Below are 13,448 nucleotides of genomic sequence, written 5' to 3' on the forward strand. Positions count from 1 at the left end.
CCGGGGTACGCAGCAGCACCACATCCGTTCCGGCCAGGGTCCCCGCGGAGCGGGTTTCCGGGCCGGGAACGGCGGGCGTGCGGCGTTCTCCGGTCATCCGTGCGGTCCCGAGCTGCCTAGGACGCCAGGTCGGTGAGGTCCGCGGCGCCTGCTGCCAGGAGCTCTTCGGCCATGCGGATTCCCAGCGCCCGGGCGCCGTCTTCATCCGCCTGCGAGGTGGAGGAGTACCGGCGCAGCACCTGGGTGCCGTCGTCGCTGCAGACAACGGCTTCCAGAGCCAGGCCCTGGTCCGTGACGCGGGCCAGCGCACCGATGGGCGCGGTGCAGCCGGCTTCCAGCCGCTGCAGCAGCGCCCGTTCAGCGGTCACGGTCATCCGGCTTGCGGTGTCGTCATAGGCAGCCAGTGCCCGGCTCAGCGGGCCCTCGGCGGCGTCGGCGGTGCGGCATTCAACAGCCAGCGCGCCCTGTCCCGGTGCCGGCAGCATGACCGAGGGATCCAGGAGCTCCGAGACCATGTCCAGGCGGCCCAGGCGGCTGAGCCCGGCGGCTGCCAGCACGACGGCGTCGAGGTCGCCCGGAGCGCCTTCCACCAGCCCGGCCACGCGGCCCAGGCGGGTGTCCACGTTGCCGCGGATATCGACGATTTCCAGGTCCGGTCGTGCTGCCCGCAGCTGGGCGGCACGGCGCGGTGAGCCGGTGCCTACCTTGGCGCCTGCCGGAAGCTGCGCCAGGGTCAGGCCGTCCCGTGCGCAGAGCGCGTCCCGCACGTCCACACGGGCGGGAACAGCTCCAATGGTCAGCCCGTCAGCCTCGGCTGTGGGCAGGTCCTTCAGCGAGTGCACGGCGACGTCGCAGTCCCCGGCGAGCAGGGATTCGCGCAGCGCCGCTACGAAAACACCCGTTCCGCCGATCTGCGAGAGGGCGGCCCGGTTCACGTCGCCTTCGGTCCGGACCCGGACCAGCTCGACATCGAATCCGCCCAGCTCGGCCAGTGTGTTGGCAACGGTGGTGGTCTGGGTAACGGCAAGGGCAGAGCCGCGGGTGCCGATCAGCACCGGCGTATGCGCCACTACTGCCTTCCCACCGTTGAATCGGCGCCGGCGATAGTCGGCTTTTCACCGCGCAGGTTCGCGCAGCAGCCGGGACGGCAGACGTCGTACCACGGGCCGAGGTTCGTCACCGCGGGACGAACGGCAATGTTGTTCTCAACCGTGCGTTCGCAGATCAGGTCCACGATGCCGGAGACGAACTTCTCGTGGATGCCGGGGGTCGGTGCCCGGTGCGCGGCCAGGCCCAGTTCGGAGCAGGTGTCCATGGCTTCGGTGTCGAGGTCCCAGATGACTTCCATGTGGTCGCTGACGAAGCCCAGCGGCACAATGACGACGCCGTCGACGCCCTTGGCGGGCAGCTCGGCGATGGCGTCGTTGATGTCAGGTTCCAGCCACGGCGTGTGCGGCGAGCCGGAGCGGGACTGGTAGACCAGCTGCCAGTCCAGGCCGGCGGCTTCTGGAATGCGGTCCATGATGGCGCGCGCATTAGCCAGGTGCTGGGCAACGTAGGCGCTGCCTTCTTCGAACTCGACGCCGCGCGGGCCGGCGGCCTCGGCGTCGGCCGTGGGAATGGAGTGGGTGGAGAACAGGATTTCGATCTTCCCGTTTTCCTTGCCTGCGGCAGCGAGCTGCGCACGGACGTTGGCCAGGGAATCCCGAACCCCTTCAACGAAGGGCTCAACAAAACCGGGGTGGTCGAAGTACTGCCGGACCTTGTCCACCTGCAGCTTTTTGTCCAGGCCGGTCTCAACCAGGTTCATGCCCAGGTCTTCGCGGTACTGGCGGCAGGAGGAATAGCAGGAGTACACGCTGGTGGTGACCATCAGCAGGCGGCGGTAACCGGCGTCGTAGGCTTCCTGGAGCACATCCTTGATGTACGGAGCCCAGTTGCGGTTGCCCCAGAGGACCGGCAGCGCAATGCCTCGGCGCTCCAGCTCTGCTTCAAGGGCTGCCTTCAGCGCACGGTTCTGCTCGTTGATGGGGCTGATGCCGCCGTTGGCCCGATAGTGGGTCGCCACTTCCTCAAGCCGCTCATCGGGGATGCCGCGGCCGCGGGTGACGTTGCGCAGGAAGGGAATAACGTCTTCCTGGCCCTCGGGTCCGCCGAAGGAAGCGAGCAGGATCGCGTCATATTCGGCCGGAGCCATAACGCCGTCCTCGCTGACACCTTCCAGGGGATCAAAAGCAGCGGGGGACGAAGGTGAAGTCATCGAAGCACCTCGGATACTTCGGCGGCGGGGATGCGCCGTCCGGTGTAGAAGGGAATTTCCTCACGCACGTGGTTGCGTGCTTCGGTGGAGCGGAGGTGGCGCATCATGTCCACCAGGTCCACCAGGTTCGGGGCTTCCAGCCCCAGGATCCACTCCCAATCGTTCAGCGCGAAGGAAGCGACCGTGTTGGCCAGCACCTGCGGGAATTCCCGGCCCAGCATGCCGTGGTCGCGGAGCATCTTGCCGCGTTCCTCAGCGGGCAGCAGGTACCACTCGTAGGAGCGCACGAACGGGTAGACGCAGATCCATGCCTCGGGGTCGATGCCCCGGGCGAAGGACGGCCAGTGGTTCTTGGAGAACTCGGCGTCGCGGTGCACACCCATGGCCGACCAGGCGATCTCCGTGCCGGCGAACAGTTCGGAGCGGCGGATCATCCGCAGCGCAGCCTGCAGTGCCTCGGCCTGGCCGCCGTGCAGCCAGATCATGATGTCTGCCTCGGCACGCATGCCGGAGACGTCGTAGATGCCGCGGAGGGTGACATTCTCGGCAGCGAAGCTGCCCACCAGTTCCTCGAAGGCGCCCAGAGCGCCGTCGCTGGTTTCACGGGGAAGGTCGGACCGCTTGAAAACGGTCCAAAGCGTGAAGAACTGTTCTTGTGTTTCGGCTTCGGCTGATGCGTTCTGACCCATGGACTCACTCATGACTTACAGTCTGCCGGTTCCGGCAGGCTTAGGCGAATACGGAACTTCTACAAAGCGTAGAACATTTTTATCATTTCACGGCCTCGGCCAGGTGCGAGGTCCGGTACCGGGTATCGGCCGTGACTGCGGCCAGGCCGGTTCCGGCCAGCCAGGCGCCCACGACTTCCAGTCCGTGGACTTCCGCGACGGCAGCGCGCACGGAGGCAACCCGGTCGGCATGGCCGACCGTGGCTGAGGGCAGGGCACCGACCCAGCGGACAACGTCCCAGCCGATGACGTCGGCTTCCTCCAGCGGTACCTGCAGCAGCGCCGAGGCGTCCGCCAGGGCAGCGGCGAAGAGTTCCCCGTCCGGGCGCAGGGCGGTCGCGTCGGCTTCCTGTCCCGGTCCCAGTCCACGGCCGTAGGAGAGCCGCAGCACGTGCGTGCCGGGACCGGTGGAGTCGGCCAGCCACTGCCACTTGGCGGTTGCGTGCGTCAGCGCCTTGGCCTGGACTGCCTCGGCGTCCCGGGCAACCAGCACGCCGGTCCCCCGCGGCGCGGCGTCCAGCTCCGGTTTGTCCACCACCAGGGTCACCAGCGCGACGCCGGGACCCGGGCCGGGACGGAACGCTGCAAGTTCAGGTACGGCGGGGGCCAGCAGGTCCACGGCCGTAGGGCCGTCCGCGGCAACAACCAGCGCATCGGCGTCGTGCGCCCCTGCGTCCGTTTGGATCCGGAATCCGTTGCCGGTGCGTTCGACTGCGGTGGCCGGGGTTTCGGCCAGCAGGCGGACGCCGCGGGCTGCCAGGTCGTCAGCGAGAGCTTTGGCAAGGGTACCCATGCCGCCCTTCAGGGAAGCGACGGTGGACCCTGCCGGGGCCGCGCGCCGCATGGCGCCAACGGCAGCTCCGAGCGACCCGTGCTCGGCCATGGCCTTGCGCAGTCCGGGGGCTACTGAATCGGCGTCGAGCACGTCCGGATCGGCGGAGTAGACTCCGCCGACCACGGGAGTGACCAGTCGCTTGAGGACCGCTTCACCCATCCGGGAACGCACCACTTCGCCGAGGCTGATTTTGTCGCGGCGCAGCAGCGGCGCGACCGGAAGGACACGGTCCAGGGCGGCACGGGCGACGCCGGTGCGTCCGATGGCGCGCGAAATCTCCTCCGCCCGCGGATCAGCGGGAATCCCCAGCAGCCCGGTCTGGGGCATGCGCTGGGCCGCCTGGGACAGGTCCGCTCCGCCGAGCTGGAGCCAGGCGCCGTCGGGATTGGGCTGCACGATGCTCTCCTGCAGACCGAGCTCTTCCAGCAGCTGGGGAACCGCCGAAGAACGGCTCGCGTAGGACTCGGCTCCGCTGTCCAGCTCCAGCCCGGCCACGCGGTGGGTGCCGACACAGCCGCCGAAGCTTCCGGAAGCCTCCAGGACGGTGACGTCAAAACCTTCCCGGGCAAGGTCCCTGGCCGCGATCAGCCCGGACATGCCGCCGCCGACCACGACGGCGCGCGGCCCGGCGGGCAGATCCTTCGCAGTCCGGGGCTTGTGGGATCCGGGCATGGCTACGGCTCCACCGAGTGGATGAGTTCCACCACCCTGGTCAGGACTTCCGGGTTCGTTTCAGGGGGAACGCCGTGTCCAAGGTTCACGACGTGGCCCGGTGCTCCGGCGCCGGCTGCCAGGACCTGGCGGATGTGCGCTTCGAGTACCGGCCAGGGCGCTTCAAGAAGCGCCGGGTCGATGTTGCCCTGCAGTGCGACGCTGCCGCCGAGCCTGCGGTTGGCTTCATCCAGCGGGAGCCGGTAGTCGACGCCGACGACGTCGACTCCCACGTCCCGCATGGCTACCAGCAGTTCAGAGGTGCCGGTACCGAAGTGAATCAGCGGAGCGCCCAGGCCGCGGACGTGATCCAGTGCGCGGGCTGAGGCCGGAGCGACCTTGGAGGTGTAATCCGCCAGGCCCAGCGAACCGGCCCAGGAGTCGAAGAGCTGGCCTGCGCTGGCCCCGGCCTCGAGCTGTGCCCGCAGGAACTTGCCGGAGGCGTCAGCGGCCCAGTCCGTGAGCGCCTGCCAGGTTTCCGGATCCGCGTGCATCATGGTCCGCGGACCCAGATGGTCACGCGAGGGCTTGCCCTCCACCATGTAGGCAGCCAGCGTGAACGGCGCTCCGGCAAACCCGATCAGCGGAGTGGAGCCCAGCTGGGCGACCGTCAGGGCAACGGCTTCGCGGATGGGCTCGAGCGCCTCATCCGTCAGTTCGGGCAGCGCAGCGACGTCGGCCGCCGTGCGCACCGGAGAGCCAAGGACCGGGCCCACGCCGGGAACAATGTCCACGTCGACTCCGGCCAGCTTCAGCGGAATCACGATGTCGGAGAAGAAAATCCCGGCATCGACGTCGTGCCTGCGGACCGGTTGCAGCGTGATCTCAGAGGCGAGTTCGGGCAGCAGGCAGGACTCGAGCATGCCGATGCCTTCTCGGACCCTGCGGTACTCCGGCAGCGACCGTCCGGCCTGGCGCATGAACCAAACGGGACGCCGGGACGGGGTCTTGCCGCGGTAGGCGGCAATAAGCGGGGAATCGGCCGTGCGGCCATCCATGAGCGGATGAGAGGCGCTGAGAGTCATATTTAGATTCTCTCCAAAATCCGCGCCAAAGGTTAAACGGCCTCCTCCCCCGGCCGGCGCCAGGTGGTCCCGGCACCGGCCGGGACCACCTCAGGCTGCCGGCAGCTAGCCGGAATGCACGCTGCTTTCGAGCCTGTCCGGCAGCGGTGCACCGGCCATCTCTGCCACCGCCCGGAAGGCAAAGACCATGGCCGAGCCGAGTGGAATGCCGGGGCCGGGATAGGCCCGCCGGGAGAAGGAAGCACTGGTGTTTCCCACCGCATAGAGCCCGGGCAGCGGCTCGCCCGCTTGGGTCAGGACCCGGGCGTTGTTATCTGTGCGCACTCCGCCCTTGGTGCCCAGGTCGCTGAGCACCACCCGTGCGGCAAAGTACGGCGGTTCCGAGAGCTGGACCAGGGCGGGGTTGGGCCCCTCGCCGGGAACGGCGAAGAACAGGTCGTAGGGGTCCTCGCCGCGGTGGAAGTCTTCGTCCACCCCGGTTCGGGCGAAACCGTTGAAGCGTGCCACGGTAGCTGCCAGGGCCTGCGGATCAAGGTCCGTGCGCCCGGCCAGTTCTTCGAGGGTGTCCGCCTGCACCCAGGTGCCGGCTGCCAGGTGTTCGGCGGGAGTGGTGTTGTCCGGGCGCATGATCGCCGGGAGCTGGCCCCCAAACCGCGAGTCGAAGATGATCCAGGACGGAATCCTTGTCTCCGCGTCCTGGGCCATGATGCGGCCCATCCGGTCATACGGCAGGGATTCGTTGGCGAACCGCTTTCCCGCAGCGTCCACCATGATTCCGCCGCGGAAGCCCAGGGTGAAGGCTGCGCCCCCGGAAGGCTGAAGGGCGCCGGGACACCACCAGGCCTCATCCATCAGGTCCACTGCTGCTCCCGCCTCCACTGCTGCCCGGATAGCCGTTCCCGTGTTGGCGCCGCGGGGCGCCATCGACCAGCGCGCTGCTCCCGGGGTTCCGAATTCCTCCCGCAGTGCCGGGTTCGCTTCGAACCCTCCTGCGCCCAGGAGGACTCCGGAGGACGCACCCAGCCTGCGGGTGCCATCCGCTGATTCAACTTCGATCCCGGTCACCTTTCCGTCCTCGGTGATGAGCCCGGTCATGCCCGTGCCGGTGAGGATGGTTGCGTTTCCGGTCCGCTGCATGGCCAGCAGCAACCGTCCGATCAGTGCCTGGCCTGCGGTGAGCGGACCGTCAGGATGCGGCTGCCCGTACCGGTCGGATTCAACCCGGGGACGCACCAGTGCGGCCAGGTCTCCGATATCTTCCCGCGGCAGGTCCACAGGCATCATGGACCGTCCGGTGTCCTGCCGGCCGGGGCCGGGGAAATAGTCCGGGAAGGCGGTCCAGTAGAACTCGATGGCGGGATCGGATTCGAGGAACTCGACCAGTTCTCCGGCGGCAGCCAGGAAGGCCTCCCGGCGCCCGTTCTCCTCCTGGCCCAGAATCGAAGCCAGATACGTCCGTGCCTCTGCAACTGAATCGGCCACTCCAGCCCGTTCCTGCACCTGGGTGCCAGGCAGCCAGCAGGACGCGCCGGCGTAAGCCGAGGCCCCTCCCAGCAGCTCTGTTTTCTCCACCACCACGGTTTTCAGGCCGCGCGCCCCGGCAGCGAATGCCCCGGCCATGGCGCCGGCCCCTGAGCCCACCACAACGACGTCGTAATGGCTGTCCCATACCTGTGCGTTCAAGATTCTCCCCTGCCTGAGATGGCCCGGCCCGTTGACCACCGGCCGGTCTTTTGGATGTGCACCCTGCTTTCCAGCGCGCCGGGTGGCCCTACCCAACCAGCGGGCCGGCCCCCGGCCAAGGTGCTGTCCCGGCCATTGGGACTGGCCCGGCACGCACCGATCCCGGTCATTAGATTTCAGGCTTTAGAGCACGGTCCGGATAGGTATCTGAAAGGACGCAATACATGGGAATCGTTGAGCCGGAGCAGGAAGAAATCAGGCAAATCGAGAACAACGGACTGCCCGCCCGGTTTGCCCGGGGATGGCACTGCCTGGGTCTTTCCGAAAAGTACAAGGACGGCAAGCCTCACACGGTGCAGGCGTTTGGCCAGAAACTGGTTGTGTTCACCGGATCTGACGGCATCATCAACGTCCTGGACGCATACTGCCGCCACATGGGAGCTGACCTTTCCACCGGTACCGTCAAGGGCAACGAAATCGCCTGCCCCTTCCACGACTGGCGCTGGGGCGGCGACGGACGCTGCAAGGACATCCCCTACTCCCGCCGCGTTCCCCTCCGGGCCCGGACCAGCACCTGGCCGACCCTGGACCAGGACGGCCTGCTGTTTGTCTGGAACGATCCGGAAGGCAACCCGCCCCCGGAGAACCAGAAGATTCCGCGGATCAAGGGCGCCATGTCCGATACCTGGACCAAGTGGTTCTGGAACGAGATCGTGGTGGACACGAGCACTCGCGAAGTAGTGGACAACGTCGTTGACATGGCGCACTTCTTCTACGTCCACGGAAACTTCCCCACCTATTTCAAGAACGTTTTCGAGGGCCACGTGGCCACCCAGTACTTCGACGGCGATATCCGCGAAGACATGGCCCCGGAATCCTCTGATCCTTCAGCGCCGAAGATGATGAAGACGATCTCGGTGGCCTCCTACTTCGGCCCGTCCTTCATGATCGACGAGCTCACCTACGTGTACGACCAGTTTGAGATGGACACCATCTTCATCAACGCGCACTACCCGATCGATGAAAACAAGCTCGTGCTGATGTCCGGCATCATCGTTGAAAAGAGCCCGGACCTGCCGGCCGATGCCGAGATCATTGCTGCCGAACAGGCCGCCTGGGTGCTGCGCGGCTTCGCCCAGGACGTTGAAATCTGGAAGAGCAAGACCCGGATCGACAACCCGCTGCTCTGCGAGGAGGACGGCCCGGTCTACCAGCTCCGCCGGTGGTACGAGCAGTTCTTCGTTGATGTGGCAGATGTGAAGCCCGAAATGACCGACCGGTTCGAGTACGAGCTGGATACCACCCGGCCCATGGAAAGCTGGCACCAGGAAGTGGCACGCCAAATGGCAGCGCGCAAGGCCGCTGCGGAGCAGATGGTCTGATGGAACCAAAAGTCGACAACAGGCTCCTCGACCTTCCCATGCAGCCCCTGGCCTGCAGGGAGTGCATCGCGGTGGTTATGGTCCGCAAGTCCAGCTGGCAGCAGACAAGCATCCAGTGGGACGCCGATTCCCTGGCCGCCTGCCGCGAGCGCCCGGGTTTCTGCGCCGGCGGGGACCCTGCGGAGCGGTTTGCGGGGTGTGAGAGCCTGGCCGCCGGAATCCGCGATGCCTCGACGGAGGGCAGGATCCCCGTGGTCCACCGCGACGAAGAGGAATAACAGCTGCACAAAAAAGCGGGGGCCGGCTGGTCTCCGCTTTTTTGTGTCCGGCTTCGGCCTGGGGATGTCACGCTCCGCATGCGGATGCCGCCCTTCCGGCACACAGGCTGAGGCCGCCGGGGGCCGGGGGGCGGGGCCCGCGGGGCCTCAGCTGCTGTTGGCGGAGAAGTCTGCCTACGCCTCGTAAGTGACCTTGATGCGGTCGCTCAGGGGTACCGCCTGGCAGGCCAGGATGAACCCTTCCTTGATGTCCGCGGCATCCAGGACCTCATTCTTCTCCATGCCCACCTCACCTTCGAGGACAAGGCAGGTGCAGGCACTGCACGCACCTTCCCGGCAGGAATACGGCGCATCCATGCCCGACCCGAGCAGCACGTCCAGCAGGCGGGCTCCCTGCGGCCAGCGCAGGCTGCGGCTGACTCCGTCAAGGTCCACTTCCACTACGGCGGCGTCTGCATCAGCCTCGGGCAGGACTGTTTCAACGGGTGCGAACGGGTCGGCTTCCAGGGACACGAAGCGTTCAATATGGATCCGTTCCGGTGCGGTGCCGAGGGAGGTCAGCGAACGTTCCACGCAGTCCATGAACGGGCCTGGACCGCAGATGAAGATTTCCCGGTCCCGGTAGGGTGCCGCGAGCGCCGCAATGGCGTCCTGGTCCGGGATGCCCTGGACGGATTCCAGCCAGTGGAAAACGCTTAGCCGGCCGGGGTGGGACTTGGTCAGCGCCACGAGTTCCTCCCGGAAGATCACGGAGGACTCGTCACGGTTGGCATAGACCAGGGCAATGTTTCCGGTGCCGGCAGCGAGCGCGGACTTAAGGATGGACATAACGGGCGTGACTCCGCTGCCTCCTGCGAAGAGCAGGAAATCCGTGTCCAGCGTCTGCGGAGTAAACGTTCCGGCCGGACGAAGCACATCCAGCACGTGCCCCTCCACCACGTTGTCGCAGATCCAGTTTGAACCGTAGCCGTCCCGGGTCCGCTTGATGGTGACCTTGAGCTTTTCATCCTGCAGCGGTGTGCTGCACAGCGAATAGCAGCGGGCAGCACCGCCCGGGCGCTCGCTGGGGATACGGATCGTCAGGAACTGGCCGGGCTTGTAGTTCAGGGGCGTACCGTCTTCGCCGGCGGTCTCAAGGACAAGGGTATGGGCATCAGCTGTCTCGCGGATTACCTCTACTACCCTGGCCTGCAGGGGCTTCACTGCCACGCCGTTCACAGCGCTGCCTCCGGGCGGCTAAGGAAGGCAAGAACCGTGCTTTCGAAAGCTTCCTGCTGTTCGATCATGGCCCAGTGCCCGCACTTGGGGAACACATGCAGTTCGACGTCGGGAATGGTCCGCAGTGGTATCAGGGCACCGTCCAGCGGTGTCACCCGGTCATCCCGGCCCCACAGCAGCAGGGTCCTGGCCTTTATCCGGTGCAGCTGGGCCCAAGCCGGAACTGCCTCGGGATCAGCGGGCGGCGCCGCGAGGGCCCTCATGGCCGAACGGCTGTACATACGCCGTGCGCTGGCCAGCGTCTCGGGATCGGTTGCCTGTTTCCAGCGTTCAGAAACGAGTTCCTCAGTGACCAGCTCCTGGTCATAGACCATGGAGGAGAGCCATTGGCGCAGCCGCTCGCGCGTCGGGTCCTCGGTGAATTCCACCAGCAGATTAATGCCCTCGGCGGGGAAGGGACTGAAGATTCCCAGGCCCATGCCGCCCAGCGTCACCAGCCGGCGTACCCGCTCCGGCAGGGCGATGGCGATCTGGACTGCAGCCATGCCGCCCATTGAGTTGCCGATGATGTCCACCCGGTCCAGGTCCTGGCCGTCCAGGAAGTCCTTCACCGCCTGAACTGCGGCCTGCATGGGATGGGCGTCCACTGGGTCGGAAACGCCGAAGCCGGGGAACTCCAGCACAAAGCACTCGAAATGCCGGGCGAAGGCAGGGAGCACACCTGCAAAGTTGCGCAACCCAGTCACACCCGGGCCGGAGCCGTGCAGGAACAGCAACGGAGGACCTTCTCCCATGCGGTGCCAGCGCAGGACCCCCTGTCCGGTCTGCAGCTCGTGCAGCGTTGGTTCGCCGTTTCCAGGGACCGTGCTGCTTTGGGGCACGTAGCCAAGATCGGTGGTCATTCTCAGGCTCCTCGAGGTACGGGTCTCTACTGATTAGGCCGAGAATATGTGCCCTGCCAGCCGTACGTTCGGCGGGTCCCAATCACCGGGATGCGCCGCGGTTTGCAGCGGTCCGGGGGCGAATCCCAGTGAACGGGACCTCCCCCTTGCCCCGGCCGGAACGCGCCTAGATTGCACTCAGCGGCCAAGAACAGGTCCTTCAATGAGGAAGCGAGTTGCGATCAATGACTATCACTGCAAGTTCCGATGTGCTCTCCGAGCGCGCCGAAGAGCTTCGCTCCTACGGCCAGGTCAATGAGGATCTGGGCAAGCTCAGCGATGCCACCGTGGAGATCCTGCGCGCCTCCGGCGTAATGAAGATGCTGGCACCGCCGGAATACGGCGGCACACGGGCTCACCCGGTGGAGTTCGCCGAGACGATCATGCAGATTGCCAGCCTGGACGGCGCTGCCGGCTGGGTGGCCGGCGTCGTCGGTGTCCACCCCTGGGAACTGGAACTCATGTCCCCCAAGCTGCAGGCCGAAATCTGGGGCGAGAACGAGGAAACCTGGGTTTCCTCGCCCTACGCCCCGATGGGCGTCGCTACTCCGGTCGACGGCGGCTACCGGTTCAGCGGACACTGGCAGTTCTCCACCGGAACCGACCATGCAGACTGGGTCATCCTCGGCGCGTTCCTGGGCGGCGCCGACGGCAAGCCGGTCACTCCGTTCCGCTCACTGCACGTGGTAGTTCCGCGGGCGGACTACACAATCGTGGAGGACTCCTGGGATGTTGTGGGCCTGCGCGGCACCGGCAGCAAGGACGTCATCATCAACGACGTCTTCGTTCCCGAGTACCGTGTGGTGGACCAGACCGATCTCTTTGACGGCAAAGTGGCCCGGGAAGCCGGCAAGACCGAACCGATCCACCGGATTCCGTTCTACTGCCTGTTCCCACTGGGCCTGACTGCTGCGGTTATCGGCATCGCCGAAGGCGCCCTGAACGCACACCTGCAGTACCAGCGAGACCGCATGCAGATCAATGGATTCAAGGCCGTGGAGGACCCGTACAACATGTACGCCGTCAGCGACGCGGCCGGTGAAATCCGTGCCTCCCGCGCAGCCCTGCTGGACAACATCAGCCGGATCTATGACACGGTCGCCTCAGGCCGGGAAGTCACCCTGGAACAGCGGGCGGTAGGCCGCCGGACCCAGATCCAGGCCGCCTGGCGCGCTACGGCCGCCGTCGACGCGATCCTGTCCCGGTCCGGCGGCAACGGACTGCGGATGAACAACCCGGTCCAGCGCTTCTGGCGGGATGCCCACATGGGCTGTGCCCACGCCATCCATGTCCCGGGCCCCACCTATCACGCGGCCGTCCTGACCGAGCTGGGACTCGAGCCCCCGGCGAATCTGGCCGGCGCCGTTTAGTTTCCCTCCAACGCAGTTGCACCCCAAAAAGTAAAGCGAGGAAATCATGACTCATATCCGTGGACTGGGCTACCTTAAGGTCCAGACCCAGCACATTGCCCGCTGGCGCGAACTCACCGTTGAAGGCCTGGGATTTGCGGAGGTCGTTGGGCCGGATCCCGACGGACTGTACCTGCGCATGGACGAGCGCGAAGCACGCCTGATCGTGCTCCCCGGAGAATCCGACAAGGTTCTGGCAGTCGGCTGGGAAGTGCGTGACCAGTTCGCCCTGGCGGCCGTGGCCAAGGACGTCGAAGCCGCCGGCATCGCCGTCACCTGGCTGGATGAGGAAGCCAATGACGAGCGCGGAATGGAGCAGGTCATCAGCTTCAGCGATCCCGGCGGAACTCCGGTGGAAGTCTTCTTCGGCCCGCGCCTGGACCACAGCCCGCTGAAGACGGGTTACGCGCAGAAGTTCGTCACCGGCGCGCAGGGAATGGGCCATGTGGTCCTGCCAACGACGGCGATGGAGGAAACCACTTCCTTCTACACCGACGTCCTTGGCTTCCTGCCGCGCGGTGCCGTGCGCCTGGGCCCGCAGCGCCCCGCTGTGCGCTTCCGCTTCTTCGGCATCAACCAGCGCCACCACTCCCTGGCCATCGGCCCGGCCCCGCACGGTGAAGAGCCGGGCCTGGTCCACCTGATGGTTGAGGTTGATGACCTCGACACCGTGGGCATGGCACTGGACAAAGTCCGCGGAATGAACTTCAACATCACGGCGAGCCTGGGCCGCCACACGAATGACAAGATGGTCTCCTTCTACGTCCGGGCTCCCGGCGGCTGGGACATCGAGTACGGAACCGCGGGCATGCTCGTGGATGAGACGTACTACACGGCCGAGGAAATCACCGCGGAGAGCTACTGGGGCCACGACCACACCGGTGCCGAGCCCTACGCCGCGTTTGTGCCCAAGGAAGCGGCTGCCGCCTCGGCAGGCTAGTCCGCTCCCGCGTTTGGGCGGGGCCCGCCCCGCGCCCC

General features: G+C 66.4%; 12 protein-coding genes. 4 read left to right on the forward strand and 8 right to left on the reverse strand.

Going from position 1 to position 13,448, the window contains the following annotated elements:
• Positions 1-116 precede the first annotated feature (116 nt).
• From hemC to TVC13_RS12795, 6 genes are all read right to left on the reverse strand, one after another.
• A complete protein-coding gene (hemC, locus tag TVC13_RS12770; protein ID WP_422401566.1) occupies positions 117-1,070 on the reverse strand; it encodes a hydroxymethylbilane synthase in 954 nt (317 codons plus the stop codon).
• Entirely contained in the window at positions 1,070-2,260 is a 1,191-nt protein-coding gene (locus TVC13_RS12775; protein WP_422401567.1) for a ferrochelatase, read from the reverse strand. The genes hemC and TVC13_RS12775 overlap by 1 nt, the downstream gene beginning before the upstream one ends.
• Positions 2,257-2,961 (reverse strand): hydrogen peroxide-dependent heme synthase, encoded by a 705-nt coding sequence (hemQ, locus tag TVC13_RS12780; RefSeq protein WP_422401568.1) that lies wholly within the window; start codon positions 2,959-2,961, stop codon positions 2,257-2,259. The genes TVC13_RS12775 and hemQ overlap by 4 nt, the downstream gene beginning before the upstream one ends.
• Positions 2,962-3,031: 70 nt before the next feature.
• Positions 3,032-4,495, reverse strand: a complete 1,464-nt coding sequence (gene hemG / locus TVC13_RS12785; RefSeq protein WP_422401569.1) for a protoporphyrinogen oxidase — start codon at positions 4,493-4,495, stop codon at positions 3,032-3,034.
• 2 nt (positions 4,496-4,497) lie between these two features.
• On the reverse strand, positions 4,498-5,559 hold the full coding sequence (gene hemE / locus TVC13_RS12790) for a uroporphyrinogen decarboxylase (protein WP_422401570.1): 1,062 nt from the start codon (positions 5,557-5,559) through the stop codon (positions 4,498-4,500).
• Positions 5,560-5,664: 105 nt separating this feature from the next.
• Positions 5,665-7,395 carry an FAD-binding protein gene (locus TVC13_RS12795; protein WP_422401571.1) on the reverse strand — a complete coding sequence of 577 codons (1,731 nt, stop codon included), beginning with the start codon at positions 7,393-7,395 and terminating at the stop codon, positions 5,665-5,667.
• Between the two features lie 71 nt (positions 7,396-7,466).
• Between TVC13_RS12795 and TVC13_RS12800 the strand changes: the two genes are divergently transcribed.
• Positions 7,467-8,624 carry a Rieske 2Fe-2S domain-containing protein gene (locus TVC13_RS12800; protein ID WP_422401572.1) on the forward strand — a complete coding sequence of 386 codons (1,158 nt, stop codon included), beginning with the start codon at positions 7,467-7,469 and terminating at the stop codon, positions 8,622-8,624.
• Positions 8,624-8,902 (forward strand): ferredoxin, encoded by a 279-nt coding sequence (locus tag TVC13_RS12805; protein WP_422401573.1) that lies wholly within the window; start codon positions 8,624-8,626, stop codon positions 8,900-8,902. Before TVC13_RS12800 ends, TVC13_RS12805 begins: the two co-directional genes overlap by 1 nt.
• Before the next feature lie 174 nt (positions 8,903-9,076).
• Here TVC13_RS12805 and TVC13_RS12810 read toward each other — a convergent pair whose 3' ends face one another.
• Positions 9,077-10,120 carry a 2Fe-2S iron-sulfur cluster-binding protein gene (locus tag TVC13_RS12810; RefSeq protein WP_422401574.1) on the reverse strand — a complete coding sequence of 348 codons (1,044 nt, stop codon included), beginning with the start codon at positions 10,118-10,120 and terminating at the stop codon, positions 9,077-9,079.
• Positions 10,117-11,022 carry an alpha/beta fold hydrolase gene (locus TVC13_RS12815; RefSeq protein ID WP_422401575.1) on the reverse strand — a complete coding sequence of 302 codons (906 nt, stop codon included), beginning with the start codon at positions 11,020-11,022 and terminating at the stop codon, positions 10,117-10,119. The genes TVC13_RS12810 and TVC13_RS12815 overlap by 4 nt, the downstream gene beginning before the upstream one ends.
• A gap of 224 nt (positions 11,023-11,246) precedes the next feature.
• Here TVC13_RS12815 and TVC13_RS12820 point away from each other — a divergent pair, with 224 nt between their 5' ends.
• Both TVC13_RS12820 and TVC13_RS12825 read left to right on the forward strand, forming a co-directional pair.
• Positions 11,247-12,431 (forward strand): hydroxylase, encoded by a 1,185-nt coding sequence (locus tag TVC13_RS12820; protein ID WP_422401576.1) that lies wholly within the window; start codon positions 11,247-11,249, stop codon positions 12,429-12,431.
• A 46-nt stretch (positions 12,432-12,477) separates the two neighbouring features.
• Positions 12,478-13,410, forward strand: a complete 933-nt coding sequence (locus TVC13_RS12825; RefSeq protein ID WP_422401577.1) for a VOC family protein — start codon at positions 12,478-12,480, stop codon at positions 13,408-13,410.
• Positions 13,411-13,448 lie beyond the last annotated feature (38 nt).

This window comes from Arthrobacter sp. 3Tela_A (genome assembly GCF_049311025.1).
Classification (GTDB): Bacteria; Actinomycetota; Actinomycetes; order Actinomycetales; family Micrococcaceae; genus Arthrobacter_B.